This window comes from Hyphomonas sp. ske169 (assembly GCF_056850855.1).
On sequence record NZ_CP096146.1, the window covers coordinates 91,284 to 106,060 of the forward strand.

At 53.9% G+C, this 14,777-nt stretch carries 17 protein-coding genes and 1 tRNA gene; 10 read left to right on the forward strand and 8 right to left on the reverse strand.

What is annotated here, in order from left to right; translation table 11 throughout:
• Positions 1-36 precede the first annotated feature (36 nt).
• From MY069_RS00475 to MY069_RS00500, 6 genes are read right to left on the reverse strand one after another with little or no spacing between them, the layout of a single operon-like run.
• Complete coding sequence (locus MY069_RS00475) at positions 37-933, reverse strand: pseudouridine synthase (protein WP_482795115.1); 897 nt, start codon at positions 931-933, stop codon at positions 37-39.
• Positions 934-945: 12 nt separating this feature from the next.
• Positions 946-1,362: a DUF4345 family protein gene (locus MY069_RS00480; protein ID WP_482795116.1), complete on the reverse strand. Its 417-nt coding sequence runs from the start codon at positions 1,360-1,362 to the stop codon at positions 946-948.
• A gap of 59 nt (positions 1,363-1,421) precedes the next feature.
• Positions 1,422-2,381: a lysophospholipid acyltransferase family protein gene (locus MY069_RS00485; protein ID WP_482795117.1), complete on the reverse strand. Its 960-nt coding sequence runs from the start codon at positions 2,379-2,381 to the stop codon at positions 1,422-1,424.
• On the reverse strand, positions 2,374-3,375 hold the full coding sequence (lpxK, locus tag MY069_RS00490) for a tetraacyldisaccharide 4'-kinase (RefSeq protein WP_482795118.1): 1,002 nt from the start codon (positions 3,373-3,375) through the stop codon (positions 2,374-2,376). Before lpxK ends, MY069_RS00485 begins: the two co-directional genes overlap by 8 nt.
• On the reverse strand, positions 3,372-4,652 hold the full coding sequence (locus MY069_RS00495) for a 3-deoxy-D-manno-octulosonic acid transferase (RefSeq protein WP_482795119.1): 1,281 nt from the start codon (positions 4,650-4,652) through the stop codon (positions 3,372-3,374). The genes lpxK and MY069_RS00495 overlap by 4 nt, the downstream gene beginning before the upstream one ends.
• A 44-nt stretch (positions 4,653-4,696) precedes the next feature.
• Positions 4,697-4,846: a hypothetical protein gene (locus tag MY069_RS00500; RefSeq protein WP_482795120.1), complete on the reverse strand. Its 150-nt coding sequence runs from the start codon at positions 4,844-4,846 to the stop codon at positions 4,697-4,699.
• Positions 4,847-4,970: 124 nt separating this feature from the next.
• On the opposite strand from MY069_RS00500, the gene MY069_RS00505 reads away from it, so the two are divergent.
• On the forward strand, positions 4,971-5,348 hold the full coding sequence (locus MY069_RS00505; RefSeq protein ID WP_482795121.1) for an Hpt domain-containing protein: 378 nt from the start codon (positions 4,971-4,973) through the stop codon (positions 5,346-5,348).
• Here MY069_RS00505 and MY069_RS00510 read toward each other — a convergent pair.
• Together MY069_RS00510 and sppA are read right to left on the reverse strand one after the other, a co-directional pair.
• Positions 5,297-5,647 (reverse strand): chorismate mutase, encoded by a 351-nt coding sequence (locus tag MY069_RS00510; protein ID WP_482795122.1) that lies wholly within the window; start codon positions 5,645-5,647, stop codon positions 5,297-5,299. The two genes, MY069_RS00505 and MY069_RS00510, sit on opposite strands and share 52 nt — an antisense overlap.
• Before the next feature lie 138 nt (positions 5,648-5,785).
• A complete protein-coding gene (gene sppA / locus MY069_RS00515) occupies positions 5,786-7,579 on the reverse strand; it encodes a signal peptide peptidase SppA (protein ID WP_482795123.1) in 1,794 nt (597 codons plus the stop codon).
• A gap of 210 nt (positions 7,580-7,789) precedes the next feature.
• Here sppA and MY069_RS00520 point away from each other — a divergent pair.
• From MY069_RS00520 to MY069_RS00560, 9 genes are all read left to right on the forward strand, one after another.
• A tRNA-Gln gene (locus MY069_RS00520) sits at positions 7,790-7,864 on the forward strand.
• 394 nt (positions 7,865-8,258) lie between these two features.
• Positions 8,259-9,032 carry a DUF3450 domain-containing protein gene (locus tag MY069_RS00525; protein ID WP_482795124.1) on the forward strand — a complete coding sequence of 258 codons (774 nt, stop codon included), beginning with the start codon at positions 8,259-8,261 and terminating at the stop codon, positions 9,030-9,032.
• A gap of 27 nt (positions 9,033-9,059) precedes the next feature.
• A complete protein-coding gene (locus MY069_RS00530; protein ID WP_482795125.1) occupies positions 9,060-10,451 on the forward strand; it encodes a MotA/TolQ/ExbB proton channel family protein in 1,392 nt (463 codons plus the stop codon).
• 27 nt (positions 10,452-10,478) lie between these two features.
• Positions 10,479-10,991 (forward strand): MotA/TolQ/ExbB proton channel family protein, encoded by a 513-nt coding sequence (locus tag MY069_RS00535; protein ID WP_482795126.1) that lies wholly within the window; start codon positions 10,479-10,481, stop codon positions 10,989-10,991.
• Positions 10,991-11,395, forward strand: coding sequence for an ExbD/TolR family protein (locus MY069_RS00540; protein WP_482795127.1), 405 nt, complete (start codon positions 10,991-10,993; stop codon positions 11,393-11,395). Before MY069_RS00535 ends, MY069_RS00540 begins: the two co-directional genes overlap by 1 nt.
• Positions 11,396-11,407: 12 nt before the next feature.
• On the forward strand, positions 11,408-11,818 hold the full coding sequence (locus MY069_RS00545; RefSeq protein ID WP_482795128.1) for an ExbD/TolR family protein: 411 nt from the start codon (positions 11,408-11,410) through the stop codon (positions 11,816-11,818).
• Positions 11,819-11,831: 13 nt separating this feature from the next.
• Positions 11,832-12,458 carry an energy transducer TonB gene (locus MY069_RS00550; protein ID WP_482795129.1) on the forward strand — a complete coding sequence of 209 codons (627 nt, stop codon included), beginning with the start codon at positions 11,832-11,834 and terminating at the stop codon, positions 12,456-12,458.
• A gap of 112 nt (positions 12,459-12,570) precedes the next feature.
• Positions 12,571-13,218 (forward strand): energy transducer TonB, encoded by a 648-nt coding sequence (locus tag MY069_RS00555; RefSeq protein ID WP_482795130.1) that lies wholly within the window; start codon positions 12,571-12,573, stop codon positions 13,216-13,218.
• A 122-nt stretch (positions 13,219-13,340) separates the two neighbouring features.
• Positions 13,341-14,720 carry a tetratricopeptide repeat protein gene (locus tag MY069_RS00560; protein WP_482795131.1) on the forward strand — a complete coding sequence of 460 codons (1,380 nt, stop codon included), beginning with the start codon at positions 13,341-13,343 and terminating at the stop codon, positions 14,718-14,720.
• The last annotated feature ends 57 nt before the right edge of the window (positions 14,721-14,777 follow it).

Genomic DNA, 14,777 nt, shown 5'->3' on the forward strand with positions numbered 1-14,777 from the left:
AAAGCAGCTTTCTGGCTGCTTTACGTGCACGTTAGCTTATCGTTTTCGTCTGTGAACCCGTGACCCCACGGGAGGACGGCGGCGGGCTGGGCGCTCGTCATTTTCTTCAGGTAGGAGCTTGCTTGGAATCACATCTTTGAGCTGTTCGCGTAACACATCGGCAGGGATTTCTTCGACGGCGCCTGGGCGCAAATCGGACAGTTCAAACGGGCCATATTGTGTGCGGATAAGGCGGTTCACCTGCAGGCCCAAATGTTCGAGCGCTTTACGAACCTCGCGATTTTTGCCTTCGGTCAGCCGGACATCAATCCAATTATTGGTTCCGGTTTGGCGCTCAAGTTCGGCTTCAATTGACGTGTAGCGCGTACCGTCGTCGAGCGTGATCCCGCCTTTGAGCGTGTCCAAACTTTCCTGTGAGGTTTCGCCATGCGCCCGGGCGCGATAATGGCGGACAAAGCCGGTTTTTGGTAGTTCCATCGCGCGAGCGAGGTTGCCATCATTGGTGAGTAGCAAAATACCTTCTGTGGTCAGGTCCAAGCGGCCGATCGTGATCGTCCGCGGTAGCGACTTTGGTAGCTCATCAAAAATCGTCCGGCGCCCTTCCGGATCGGATGTCGTTGTAATCAAGCCCGATGGCTTATGGTATCTCCAGACACGGACCGGTTCATGCGCCTGGACGCGTTTTCCGTGTACGCGAATATCTTCGCGGCCAGTCACTTTGAAAGCGGGAGTGGTGAGTTTACGGCCATCAACGCGGACTTCGCCACGTTCGATCATCGCTTCGGCTTCTCTTCGTGAGGCAACGCCTGCACGGGCGAGATATTTCGCGATCCGCTCGCCTTCGCTCCAATCAGTTTCAACGCCTTTTGCTGGGCGTTTGCTGCGATGGGGGCGTCGCTTTGACTTGCGGTTCGTCTCTCGACGGTCCGTCATGGGCGTCTCCGTTTAGGGTTGCAGCCCGAATACGGGCGCTAAGATCATAAACCCTAAGGCCAGTTCCATCGGAATCCAAATGGGAATGAGGCCGTTTGAGCGGTTTTCTTTTTTGTCGAGCAAAAGCGAGAGCAAACGCCCAAGCCCTGCACCAATCCAGCCCATGGCGACCGGGAAAAGAGCGAAGATTTTATAGGTCAGGTCCAAACTGCCCTGGAGTAAGATGATCAGAACCGAGAGATGGATCAGTAGCAAGAGGCCGCCATAAGTGGCGCGAAACTCGGAAAATCCGCCTGGCTTATCTGGATCGGGATCTGCGACGAGCCGAACGACGCCTGCCGCCCAAGACGGAGCAAATAAGGCGCCTAGACCAAGGGCTGCGCAAAAGCCAAGCGCGACAATTGCGATAATGTCTAAGAGTGGCGGCATTTTTGGGTCCTCAGTTCGATACCAGACAACATAGCTCGCCTGTAGCGTTTGGACAGCGCTTACATCACGCTGGCATCGCGCCAAGCGTTTTTCGGCCAGCGCCGATGTTGCCAAAACCATTGCTCAGGATTGGCGCGCACTTCGGCTTCAATTAGAGTGGTGATGCGCTTAACACAGGCTTTGACGTCCGTTTCTGTGTCGCCGGTTTGCTCAGGCATGAAGGGTTCATGAGCGGTCACTGCAAATCGCGCAGGACCGGTTCGCCGCGTCGTCATCAGAACGATTGGGACTTTGTATTTCAATGCCAAACGCGAAGGACCGGGCGCCGTCATCGCGTCATGTCCGAAGAATGGAATGGCGAGGCCTTGATTGAACTTCTGATCATTCATCAGACCAACACTGCGATTCTTGCCCAGTGCGCGCATAATTTCGCGAGTACCAATGCCTTTTGGTGTTAGCACCCCAATTCCGTAATCGTGCCGGACTTTGTTGAGCTTGCGATCAATATGAGGATTATTGAGCGCCCGATAAGTGATCAAACAGTCCACCGGCCGATTACAAATTACCGCCGCCATCACCTCCCAATTGGCGAAATGACCCGAGACGAAGACTGCGCCTTTGTTGGATTTCTCAATGGCATCAAGATGCTCCGCGCCAATCACATCAACGCGGTCGCCAGCATAAGGATCAATCTTCGGCAGATGCGGCAGCTCGCCGGCTGTGCGCCCGACGCTCTCCCATGAGGCGAGCGCGATACGATCTCGCTCAGCTTCAGGGAGATCGGGAAAGGCGAGGTGTAGATTGCGTTTCACCGTCTTGTTTTGTGAGAGCAGGGGCGCGACGCGTTTCATAAGCCAACCGAGAAAATTTGAGGCACGGTCTGGGCCAAGCGCTTTCATCGGTGCCCAATAGATGACGTCCCAAGCTAGCGCCTCAATCCGCCACATCAGGCGTTGACCAAATGTGGAGCGGTTATCAATGTCTTTGGGACGGATATATTGCTGCGCCGTTTTAGCCATCGGATCCGCGTTTGATCACATCTGCCAATAGCTTGTCGAGCAGAGGTTGCGGCTCAAACTGAACTTGGATTGGTAACGTTTGTATGCGCTCCGCTTGGACCGCACTCAATCGCGTGAGATCTTTTTCGGTCGTAATTAAACGCGCCTTATGATCTTCAGCGAGACGATGGAGGTATTTCAGGTCCGCAGCAGAATAGGTGTGGTGGTCGGGGAAGGGCACAGCATCCCGAACATCGACTTCGAGGGCCTTGAGCGTATCGAAGAACTTCTCGGGGCGCCCAATGCCCGCAAAGGCCACATAAGGCCCTGGGGCAGGGCGCTGGCTCGCGACAATCGTTCCATTCAGACGCGGCAGGTCAGATTTTTGAACAGCCTGAGGCGGTGTTGCCTTGCCCATGACGATGATCGCATCCGCACGTGAAAGCCCGGCATGGACGGGCTCGCGTAATGGGCCTTTAGGGATGACATAACCGTTTCCGAACCCGGCCTGCGCATCGATGACGACAAAGGTGAAGTCCTTATGGAGCCCCGGATTCTGGTGGCCGTCATCCATCAAGATGACCTCAACGCCATCCGCCGCCATCTTTTGTCCAGCCGCGGCACGATCCGCACCGATCCAAGATTCGCCTTGGTGAGACAGCATCAGAGGTTCATCACCAACATCGGCGGCTGAATGGATGGTGGGGTCAACTTGCTGCGGACCCTTGAGCCTGCCTTTGTAGCCGCGGCTGAGCGTTGCGACGCGAAGACCATAGTCCTGCGAAATCTTGTCTCGCAGCGCGGCCACAACCGGGCTTTTGCCAACGCCGCCGGCTGTGAGATTGCCGAGGCAAATGACGGTTGGCGCCACTTTAAGAGGTTTTGCGCCCTTAATCTTACGGCGCGTGATATCGGCATAGAGCCAGGCGGCAGGCGTCAGCAGAAACCGCAAAAGCGGAGCCGCTTCCCGTGATTTGGGGTCGACCTCTCGTGACCAGAAGCGTGGCTCTCTCATACGGTGATGCCCGCTTGTTTCAACAACGGTGCGAGCGCATCCAACGTGGCCGACATCGGACCTTTCGCATCTGTCTCCAAGAGCGCCATCATCTCATTGGAGACCGGTACGGGCGGATAGGCGGCAATTAAGGCGTCTGTGTCCGCGATGATTGTGAATCCTTCATGCGGAGTAAGACGCTCCGTGAGGTCTGAGAAGTTAAATAGGCTCGGGCCGGTAAGGATTGACCTGCCTAATCGCAGGGCTTCCAACGGATTGTGGCCACCAACGCCCGGCGCATGCCCGCCGCCGAGATATACGCTGTCTGCGACGCGATACCAGAGCCCCATTTCGCCCATTGTATCTGCGAGCAAGACATCAGTGCCCTCAGGTATGGTTCGCGCTTCGGACCACCGCGCAATGCTGAGTTTGGTGCAGGAGAGCAGCGCATCTACTTCGTCGCCCCGTTCTGGATGGCGCGGCGCGATAATCAAAAAGGGTTGCGGTGTGAGCTTCAGAAGCGCGTCGAGGATCAAAGCCTCTTCCCCGGCATGGGTCGAAGCCGCGAGGAGCACCTCGCGATCACCGATGGCGGCTTTGACTTGTTCCAGAATTTGCGGCTCGACCGATGGGGCAGGGAGGGCGGATTTTAGGTTGCCTGGATTGAGAACGGATTTCCCTGAAAGCTCTTCCAGGCCGGTTTTGGTTTGAACATCTGCGGCGATCATTAAATCATAAGTCGCAAACACAGAGCGCGCTGTCTTTTTCCACCGCAGCCAGCCCAAGATGCTCTTCTCAGTCATCCGCGCATTGACCAGGATAGCAGGTATCTGGCGGGTTTCCAGTTCTAAGAGCTGATTGGGCCAGATTTCACCCTCGGCATAAATGACCAGATTTGGTTGCCAATGATCGAGAAAACGATGTGTGGCGGCGCGTGTGTCGACCGGCGCCATTTTGTGCGCCGTCTCAAGCGACTGAAGGTCTGGATCGTCTTTGAGGGCTTTCGCGATTAGGTCGGAGGCGGTTTCTGTCTGACAGGTAAAGAGCAGCGTTGTGTCAGCGACGCTCTGTTTGGCTAAGCGTCGCGCCATTTCAAGAAGCAATTGCGATTCGCCGACGCTGGCCGCGTGAAACCAGATCAGTTTGGTCGTTGCTTTAACATCCACATATTTCGCGAAACGCTCATGAATTCGGTCTGCGTTTTCTTTTCCAGACCGCGCCCGCCGACGAAAGAACGCACCCAAAAAGGGTGCGAGCAAAGTGGTCAAAAACTTATATAAAAAAAGTCCGAGCGGCATTGCGCTCTTATAAACAGATTGTGGGCCGTTCGCCCACTGCTGTTTCAGCGTACGAAGATGCTTGAAATCGCGTTTGAAGGCGATCCAGAATTTGCTTCTTCTTTGTCCGCAGACTCAGGCGCGACCGAGAAGCCCATCCAGGCGAGCAGGACAGCAATTGTGAAATTTCGAACAGCAACGAGAAAGTTGACCATGGTCTAACCCCAATTTCATATCGAATAACATTAAACCAAATTCTCCTGCACGAAAAGAGGGAACATGCTAGAAAAATCGCGAATCGCGCATTTTTTAGCCACAAATCTTAGGACGAGAACGGTCATGGAAATTGATATCGATCATTTGATGAGCATGACCGGTGGTGACGCCGACCTTGCAGATGAGGTGTTAGACATCTTTCGCAACCAAGCTGAGACCTGGGGGCGAATGCTGACGCCGGAGCTTAAACAGACTGAATGGGCTGACGCCGCACATGCATTAAAGGGCGCAGCCCTTAGTATCGGCGCACATGAATTTGCCGAGGAATGCGCGACCGTAGAGCAGAAGGGTAGGGGCGAAGAAACGCTCGGTCGCGTAGAAACGGCAACGCTGCTCTCATCGCTCAAGGACGGATTGGTGCAAACGGTCGAAGCCTGCGCCAAAGCCAGTTATGAATTGTCCAAACCTGGCTTGAGGCGATCAAATGATTCAAACTCATAAGCGATGCAACGATCGATGAGGGTTCGCCAAACCGGTTCCGCGATGGCCGCAGAAAGGCCTTGGCGCTCAGCTTCGGCTTTCACCTTTGAGACAACATCTTCGATTCGTGGGCGATCGAGCACGGCTTTGCGGGCGCCTTTGATCCGAGCCGCCGCATCCATAAAAGACTGACGCTCGACGAGCAGCTCGACCAGCAGGCGATCAATCCTATCAACTTCGTGCCGGACATCTGCCATCGTCTCGGCCGTCTCCGAATTATGATATCGTGTGCTGCGATCTTTAAGCGTGTCAGACATCATCCAAAGCCCTTTTCTGTCCCGTATATTTGTGCGTCAGGCGCATTTAGCGATGTGGTGCGACGACGCGGGGCATTTATAGATGCGAATAGGCCTTCCGATTGAGAACCGGAAGGCCATGCTTGCAGTGACTAATTGTGTTTATCGCTCGATCAGGTTCGGCATACGTGCCTGGATTTTGCTTGTTCGAGCCGCTTCGACTTCTGTAATGAGCGCCTGAATTTCAGGGTCATTTACGATTTGAGCCAGTTGTCCAATGGCTTTGAGCTCCTGCGCAGAGGCACTGCTGGACGCACTCAAGAAAGGCAGGCCGCCAGATTGCATTGGATAGGTCTTAATGCGGATATCGGAACCTGCTTCGATACCTGCAAGTTCGCGAGCTTTCGCAATAGCCGTGTTCAAACCACCAAGCTCGTCGACCAGCCCGACTTGCAGGGCGTCCTCACCGCTCCAGACGCGGCCGCGTGCAACCCGGTCGATTTCCTCGGCAGACAAGCCGCGGCCTTCTGCAACCAATGTCGTGAAGCGATCATAGCCTTGCTTGAGGAATTCACGGAATTGTGCGCGTTGCTCATCAGTGAAAGCGCGGGTCGTAGTGAAGGCACCCGTGAACTCGCCGCCAACGACAATCGTTTCCGCATTGATACCGATCCGGGCAAGTCCTTCTTCGATAGCGAACTTGCCGCCGAAGATCCCAATTGATCCCGTGATGGTTGAACGGTTCGCGACGATCCAGTCAGCGCCAGTCGCGGCATAATAACCGCCAGAGGCAGCTACAGAAGCCATCGACACGATGACCGGCTTTTCTTCCTCCTCTTGGATCCGCTGTACCGCGCGCCAAATTTGATCAGAAGCTGATGGTGAGCCGCCAGGGCTGTCGATTCGGAAGATCACCGCTTCGACATCATCATCGCGGCCTGCTTCTAACAGCGCTGCGGCGATCGAATCAGATGCAAAACCGCTACCTTCTTGGAACAGGCTGCCGCCCGAACCGCCCGTGACAATGCCGCCTTGTCCGCCGACGATCGCAATAACTGGTGAGCCAAATTCTGAACTTGGCGCCGTGTAAGATGTGATGTCGATATCAATCGAATCATCTCCTGCGAGCTCCAGCGCCGCATCGCGCGCATCTTCTGGCCAACCGGAATTGGTCGCGAGTTCAAGCTCAATCATCTGCGTATCGCTAATCGGGCCGGACTCAAGCGCAGACTTAACGCTTGCCAGCGGCAATCCACGATCCGTTGCGATATCGCCGAGCGTGATCGACCAGATTGATTCTGCGAGTTGGGTGAGATTGTTTCTGTGCGCCTCGGTGTAGTCTTCTTCTTCGAATGTGTTCACCGCGCTCTTAAACTCGTGGAACGCTTCAAACTCAGGTGTGATCGAAAGATTGTCGAACAGGCCTTTCAGGAAGAGTGTTTCGAGCGCCAAGCCGCTGGCAATCATTGTCGTGCCAGGTTGAACCCAAATCTCATCTGACATGGCGATGGCACGATAACCAGAAGTGGCGCCGTAAGATCCTTGAGAATGGGTGACGATAAATTTGTCGGCATCCTGGAACTTGTGGAACACGTCGCGGAGTTCGCCGGCGCGAGAAGAGCCAACACCAAAATCACTGGCACGAATGAAGACGCCTTTGACTTGGTCATCGTTCACTGCGGCTTCCAGCTTGGTGATGATGTCGACGAAACCTGTGCCGCCGCCAAATAAGACTTCAGGCCCAGTGGTCGGTGCTTGATCAGCATATCCTGTTCGTAAATCCAATGTCAGGACAATTGGATTGCCATCATCTTGGCCAGTCTCAGGGCCGGACGCAGACTGGACCGCGTCATTAATCGCGTACTGGATCAAGGCCATGCCGACGAAGAAAAGCAGGAACAAGCCGACAATGGATCCAATTACAGCGCCGCCGAGTGAGGCAAAGAAGGTTTTCATGGGAGGTGGGCTCCGTTTTGATATTTATCGGATAACGATATGGGCGTTAAGATCCGGTTTGTCAAAACACAAAGATCACATGTTTCTTTTAAGTCTAACAAAAGTGGGGCTCTAAAGGAGCTCGAGCTGGCAAAAATGCAGCTGTCTGATCGGCTGCGGTGATTTGGGTGTTGCAAGCCGAAAACGGATTGGCTATGTCCGCCGCTCAGTTGGGGTGTCGCCAAGTGGTAAGGCACCGGTTTTTGGTATCGGCATTCCCAGGTTCGAATCCTGGCACCCCAGCCACTCTCTCTAGATAATGCCAGATTTTGCGCAGATCGCGTTACACGCGTGATGGGAATATTGCGCACACGCCACTATTATGTAACAATATTGCAAAATTGCCTTGCAACTGCCTCAATTATGAATGAGAGTTTGACAAGCAGTTTAGCTTTTTGCAGAGGTGGGACGGCTTGCGATTATGACCTACGGGTAATTCCGTTCGCAAAGCGATCATAGAAGACGAAAAAGTCTCGAGGTCAGAATTTGGGAGGATGTGGGCCAAGCCCGTTTTCCTTTGTTACCTTTGCGGGGTGTGTTTGTCCCGTGCATAGATTGTTTCGGCATGAGTCGAAGCGTTGAAGAGTTTTATGCGCCGTCATCTGGCGACGCACCATTTGGAGAGTGAGAGGCAGACTTCATGAAGAATGTTCTGACACCGGCTCGCGGAGCCATTCTAGCGGGATTGATGGTCGGGTTTACCGCCCCATCAATTGCTCAAGGACTGGACCGCGCGATCGCGACCGGCGAGCAGGCGACACGACGCGCCGAACAAGTACAACAACAAATCAACCAGCTCGATGACGAGCGTTCAGACATGGTTGGCGAGTTCCGGACGCTACTACAGCGCAAGACCGCCGCCGAACTGTATGAGCGCCAGCAAGCTGCAGCCGTCGAAAGCCAGGAGCGGGAAATCGCTTCTCTGACCGATCAGCTGAGCCGTGTGGACGAGATCACCTCTCAGACCGTCCCAATGCTTGAAACCCTGATCGATGATCTCGACGCCTTTATCGACGCTGATCTGCCTTTCCGTTTGGAAGAGCGCAAAGATCGTATCGCTCGTTTGCGCGATTATCTGGTCGATCCGAACGTTTCAGTGACAGAGCGTTATCGCCAAATCATGGACGCCTACACGGCTGAAATGGAAGTTGGTCGTAAAACGGACACTTGGAAAGAAACCATTACGGTAGACGACAAAGAAGTCACCGTAGACATGGTCCTCTTCGGTCGTGTCGCTCTGGTATATATGGATCCAACTGGTCGTTACGCGAAACGCTACGATCGCGAAACAGCCTCTTGGGTCGATCTCGAAAGCAAATACAAAGCTGAAATCGAGAAAGCCATTCGCATCATCCAGGGTAAGCGTACCCAGGATGTCATGTACGTACCAGCCACCAAGCTTGCTGTTCAGTAAGCCCCAATGGAGTTGAGGAAAGAACACATGAAACCGTTCACAAAATCACTTAAAACCATTGGGATCGCGGCAGCTTTTGCTGGCGCATCAATGGTAGCATCTCTGCCGGCGGCTGCTCAGTCCCTGTCAGACATTCTCAATCGCGTTCAACAAGACAGCCAAGAAATGTCGTCTGAAAGCCAACAGCGCCTTCGCGACTTCCAAACGCGCGTCAATGAGCAAGAAGCACTGATGTCTCAAGCTCGTAACGAGCTCGCGGTTGCGAATTCTCGCGGAAATGCCTTGAGCGCGCAGTTCGACGCCTACCAAGCAGAAATCAATGACCTCGACGCCCAGCTGCAAGAGCAGGCGGGTGACTTTGGACAACTGGTCGGTGAATTCCGTGCCGTTGTTGGTGAAGTTCAGCCGCTTATGCGCGAGAGCCTCGCAAGCTTCGACTATCCTGGCCGTTTTGAAGCCCTTTCTGAAGTTGCTGAAGCTGTTGCGCTTCCAACCCGCGAAGAGCTTGATCGTCTACCAAAAGCGATCCTTCGTGAGATGATTGCTCAGTCGGAGGTGAAAACCTTCACCGCTCCTGTTTCAATGGGCGGTTCTGATGAGTCTGTTCAAGACGTCGAAGTTACCCGCGTCGGAACATTCATTGCGGCAACAGATAATGATGCAGGCTTCGTCACGATCGAACGTGCAGGATCTGGCGATTACTTCCTTGAAAAGCTTGAGCGTCAGCCAGGCGGCCGTTTCCGGAGTGCGTTCAACGCTTTGATCAATGCACAACCAGGTGAAACTTTGACCGTTCCGTTCGATCCGAACCGCGGCGAACTGTTCAAAATCGAAGGCGACAAGCCTGGTTTCTCCGAGCGTATCGCGCAAGGTGGAACCATTGGTTACATCGTTATCGGTCTTCTGATCTTCGGTCTGACAGTTGCGCTGTATAAGATCATCACGCTCTTCTTCATGGGCAATGCGATCCGTGCGACCGCAAAAACGAAGCAAGCAGGCGACGGCAACCCGCTCGCACGCGTCTTCGAAGCTTATGAGACCAATAAGAACGCTGATCTTGAAACGCTCGAACTGAAACTCGACGAACAAATCCTTCGCGAGTCTCCAAAAATCGAACGCTTTAACGACATCGTTAAAGTGCTTGCTGCTGTGGCCCCGCTTATGGGTCTGCTCGGTACGGTTATCGGTATGATCATTACCTTTACCGCGATCACTAACTTCGGTGCTGGCGATCCTAAGCTGATGGCTGGCGGTATTTCAGTTGCGCTTATGACCACAGTGCTTGGTCTGGTGGCTGCGATCCCACTTCTGCTGACACACGCCCTCGCTGCTGCGATGGCACGTGGCAACCAGCAGATTCTGGATGAGCAGGCTGCTGGCCTTGTCGCAGAGCGCGCTGAGCGTGGAGGGGCGGCGTAGGCCGCCTCTGAGATCGGGAGCCCATATATGTTGGGAATGACCGAACTTCAGGAGTTTTTGGCCCGCGGAGGGCCGGTGCTTCTATGGATTATGGGCGCCACATTCATCATGTGGGCCCTGATCCTGGAGCGTCTGTTTTACTTCCGCGTCGCACATGCTTCTGTCGCAGAGGAGGCTCTTTCGGAGTGGCGTTCGCGCTCCGACCGGAAGTCCAAACTCGCGCACTGGGTAAAAGACAAATTGGTCTCTGAAGTCCGTCAAAAAGCACAAGCAAATGTCTCATTTGCAAAAGCTATGGTGGCGCTCGCGCCGCTGCTCGGACTGCTTGGTACCGTGACTGGCATGGTCACCGTGTTTGACAATATGGCGATCACGGATGGTGCAGACGCTAAAGCGCTATCGCGCGGCGTATCACAAGCGACCATTCCGACCATGGCGGGCATGGTAGCATCGATTTCAGGCATTCCATTTGCGAGTGGCATGGACAAAAAGGTTCGCCGAGTTGTCCAGGAAGTCGAAGATAAGATGGAGATTGGCTGATGCGAGGACGTGCAAGTCGCCCAAGCGATGAAGCTGCCGTCGATCTGACGCCAATGCTTGATGTGGTCTTCATCCTGCTCATCTTCTTTATCGTGACTTCGACCTTCATTCAGGAAGAAGCGCTTGGAGCTGAGCCACCACCACCATCGTCAAATGCGCCGAGTAATCCAGCGCCTGCCATTATCGTTTACATTGATGAGTCAGATCAGATCCGCGTGAACCGGAAACTGACCGACATATCAGCGGTACGAGGCGGTATGGAGCGGGCCCGCGCTGAGAACCCAGAGAGTGCTTTGATCATTCAAGCTCACCCGCTTGCGCGGACCGGCACGATTATCGAAGTGCGTGACATTGCGTATGACGCACAAATGGAGCGGGTGAATATCGTCCGTTCTGCAGGCTAGAGGAGGCTAATCATGGCACGTAAAGCACGCGAAGCAGCGAGCAGCGCCGAAGATGACGTAAACCTCACGCCAATGCTCGACGTGGTGTTCATTCTGCTGATCTTCTTCATCGTTACAGCTCAGTTTATTCGTGAGCCAGGCGTTGAAATTGATCGGATCGAGGTCAACAATAAAGAGCGTCAAAACCCGCTCGGTATTTTGATTGCGGTCGACGCCAACAGCGAAATCTACATGAATAAACAAGTGGTTCCGCTGTCAGAGGTTGGGTTCCGAATTCGGGAACTGCGCGAAGACAATCCGAAAGGACGTCTCGTCGTACAAGCGGACGCGGAAGCTCAGGCTGGGGTGCTCATCGACCTTATGGAGGTCGTCAACGAGGTCGACAATCTGGGACGTGTCCCATTGTCGGTCGTGAACCAATAGAGGAGGGATTTACATGTTTGCAAATCCACTGATCCGTATTGCGATTGGTATTCCAGTTGCGATTGTCGTTACGCTGATCCTCTTTCACTCTATGCGACTCTTGATCAGCGCAGATTTCGAAGAACCCGAAAATCTACGCGAGTATAATCTTGAGAGCATCACCCCTGAAGCGCAGGAAGAAGAAGTTACGCGGCGAGCTCGAAACAAGCCGCGGAAGCTCAACAATGCCGACAAGCCCCCGCCACCTCCAAAACTGACGGCGAGCAAGAATGACATCGATCTTCCGACCCCGAACATCCAAGGGGCGCCTCCAAGCGAGCTGCCACCAACGCGGTTGAACTCGCTGGCGATTGACCCAGTTGCGATCTCTGATCGTGACGCGCAGCCAATCCGTCCACCGGTTCCAACTTATCCGTCTCGTGCGGCTGAGCGCGGAATTGAGGGGTCTTGCGATGTTCGCTTCGACGTGGACACGCGCGGCAAGCCATATAATGTTCAGGCAGAATGTTCAGATCGCGTCTTTAAACGCGAAGCAGAACGCGCTGTGAGCCGAGTGGAATTCGCACCGAAGATCATTCGCGGCCAAGCGGCTGAGCGCCGGAACGTGGTTTACCCGCTAGAGTTTACGCTGGCGGACTAAAGGTCACGTAAATCCAAATGAGGGCAGGGGGCTTTTGCGAGCCCCCTTTCTTTTTGTCTTGACAATGTAACAAAGTTACGTATTGTCATATTATAACAAAAAGAGGTTTCGTATGGCTGATATTCTGGATAAATCTCTGAGACACTCTCTAAAACGAACGTGCACGGTCGTTATCCCTGCCGGGGCGATGACCTTGGCGCTTTTCGCCACCATGCAGCAACTCGTGGCTGTGGAAGACTTCGAGCCACCAGCGCAGACATTCTACACGGTTGAAGCGCTCATGGAGCAGGAGATTGATGAGCCGCTGGATAAGCCTCGCGAAAAAGTGGTCCGGGAAACGCCAATTAAGGCGCCACCACCGCCGCCTAAGCTGGTGAATTCAGTCAATAACCCGAAAGTGCCGTTCTCTGACTATTCGGGCACGGCCCCCGCGGATTATGGCCAAGCCGATTTTCGCAAGCTCAAACCCCAACGCACAACCGCCATTTCGGTTCGGAACCTGCAGCCCTTAACACCGCCCATTCCAGCCTATCCCAGCGCGGCGGCGTCGCGCGGTTTGGAAGGGACATGCGAAGTCTTTTTCTCGGTCTCAATCCGCGGAGATCCGTTTAACGTCGATGCGACCTGCACGGATCGTGTGTTTCGTAACGCCGCCATAAAGGCCGTCAAAAGGGTCAAGTTTGCGCCAAAAATTCGTGATGGACTGCCAGTAACCGTAAATGGTGTGGTCTACCCCCTTGAGTTCCGGATGGAACCGTAGGAATGTCTTTTCATAAAAGACTGGGAAAATGCTTCAACTTATCGTTTGAAGCGCTTGAAATCGGAGCGAACTTCCGGTTCAAAGAAATAGGACGCCAAATAGGCGTAGAGGAGTGAAACGAAATGATGAAGCGCATCTTACAAAGCGCAGCCACTATTGCGATTGCGGCATCAATCGGTGTCAGCACTGCTACGGCTCAAGCGTGCGAAGAAACCCAGTTTAGTTCAACCAATGCAGAGAATTATCTCAACGCTGAAACGGAACTGCTGGTGAATGATAACCCACAAGCGGCGCTTGTGGCTTTGACGGCGCTACGGGCGCAGCAACTCAACTGTTATGAAGAGGGCGCAGCCCTTCGTTTGGGCGCAGCGATCAAGATCCAGACCAATGATCTTGATGGCGCGGTTGCAGACCTCTTGCTGGCGATTGATCGCGGCTACATTCCAGCGACAGAGCTCAAAACAACCTATTATAATATCTCGCAGATCTATCTCTCTGCTGATAATAAGGTCAAGGCTCTCGAATATTTCGACAAGTGGATGCAACAAGGTGGTGTGCCTGATCGCAACCAAAGCTGGACGCTGGCGGTTCTTTATCAGCAAATGGACCGGTTTAACGACGCTCTGCCATGGGCCGAAAAAGTCTTGCAGATGGATGGCACGAATGCGGAGCGATCCGTGTATGACTTCCTGATCTTCTTGTATGATAAAACCGGCGATTTCGCGAAGAAAGCGGAACTGCTTGAATTGCTTTTGGCGCGGGATCCGTCTGATCGTCGTCTCTGGGACGCGATTGCGGGTGACTATTTCCGCGGCGGCCAAGATCGCAAAGCATTTGAAGTTCAGAAAGCCATGTATTTGGGCGGCATCCTGCAAACCGAAGACGAGTTGATGCGGGTCGTAAACTTCTACAATTCGTTCGACGTTCCATATGCGGCGGCTAAAATTCTTGAAAAAGAAATGAACGCTGGCCGGATCAACGCTACCTATCAGCGTCTCGAACTGCTGGCGAACCTGTACCAAGTGGCGCGCGAGTTCGACAAAGCCATTCCGGTGATTGAACGTGCCGCTGAAATGGCGCCAGACGGCAAAATGTATGAGCGTCTTGGGCGCTCTTATAGCGAGCTGCAAAACTGGGATCGAGCCGAGGAAGCCTTGGTCCGCGCAATCAATAAAGGCGGATTGGCAGATGCTGGTCTCGCTTGGGTCTTAGTCGGCCAATCTCGTTATGAGCGTGAAGATCGTTCTGGCGCACGCGAGGCGTTCCGAAACGCAAACAATCGCGGTGGCCGCGGCTGGATCGACTTTATGGCGGCTGAAGACAATACAGCGCGCGACCTGGTCCTGTTCGACGCCCAGAACGAAGTGAACGACTACAAGAAAGAGAAAGAGCGCTGCAAAGACCTCGAAGTCATCGGCAACGCGCCTGAGTCTTGCTTGACCGTTGACGAGCGTCTGGCGGGTGCCGAACAAGCTTTACGGGAACTGCAAGGCGACGTCTAAACCTTTCTAATCTAAGTTAAGCGAGCCCTGGACTTCATGTCCGGGGCTTGTTGTTTT

Bases quoted from the DNA above. Each gene is read 5' to 3' on its own strand.
- MY069_RS00555 (WP_482795130.1), top strand. From the start codon at position 12,571: ATGGCTGATATTCTGGATAAATCTCTGAGACACTCTCTAAAACGAACG.
- MY069_RS00510 (WP_482795122.1), bottom strand. From the start codon at position 5,647: ATGATGTCTGACACGCTTAAAGATCGCAGCACACGATATCATAATTCG.
- lpxK (WP_482795118.1), bottom strand. From the start codon at position 3,375: ATGAGAGAGCCACGCTTCTGGTCACGAGAGGTCGACCCCAAATCACGG.
- MY069_RS00485 (WP_482795117.1), bottom strand. From the start codon at position 2,381: ATGGCTAAAACGGCGCAGCAATATATCCGTCCCAAAGACATTGATAAC.
- MY069_RS00560 (WP_482795131.1), top strand. From the start codon at position 13,341: ATGATGAAGCGCATCTTACAAAGCGCAGCCACTATTGCGATTGCGGCA.
- MY069_RS00545 (WP_482795128.1), top strand. From the start codon at position 11,408: ATGGCACGTAAAGCACGCGAAGCAGCGAGCAGCGCCGAAGATGACGTA.
- MY069_RS00480 (WP_482795116.1), bottom strand. From the start codon at position 1,362: ATGCCGCCACTCTTAGACATTATCGCAATTGTCGCGCTTGGCTTTTGC.
- MY069_RS00540 (WP_482795127.1), top strand. From the start codon at position 10,991: ATGCGAGGACGTGCAAGTCGCCCAAGCGATGAAGCTGCCGTCGATCTG.
- MY069_RS00475 (WP_482795115.1), bottom strand. From the start codon at position 933: ATGACGGACCGTCGAGAGACGAACCGCAAGTCAAAGCGACGCCCCCAT.
- MY069_RS00495 (WP_482795119.1), bottom strand. From the start codon at position 4,652: ATGCCGCTCGGACTTTTTTTATATAAGTTTTTGACCACTTTGCTCGCA.
- MY069_RS00500 (WP_482795120.1), bottom strand. From the start codon at position 4,846: ATGGTCAACTTTCTCGTTGCTGTTCGAAATTTCACAATTGCTGTCCTG.
- MY069_RS00525 (WP_482795124.1), top strand. From the start codon at position 8,259: ATGAAGAATGTTCTGACACCGGCTCGCGGAGCCATTCTAGCGGGATTG.
- MY069_RS00535 (WP_482795126.1), top strand. From the start codon at position 10,479: ATGTTGGGAATGACCGAACTTCAGGAGTTTTTGGCCCGCGGAGGGCCG.
- MY069_RS00530 (WP_482795125.1), top strand. From the start codon at position 9,060: ATGAAACCGTTCACAAAATCACTTAAAACCATTGGGATCGCGGCAGCT.
- sppA (WP_482795123.1), bottom strand. From the start codon at position 7,579: ATGAAAACCTTCTTTGCCTCACTCGGCGGCGCTGTAATTGGATCCATT.
- MY069_RS00550 (WP_482795129.1), top strand. From the start codon at position 11,832: ATGTTTGCAAATCCACTGATCCGTATTGCGATTGGTATTCCAGTTGCG.
- MY069_RS00505 (WP_482795121.1), top strand. From the start codon at position 4,971: ATGGAAATTGATATCGATCATTTGATGAGCATGACCGGTGGTGACGCC.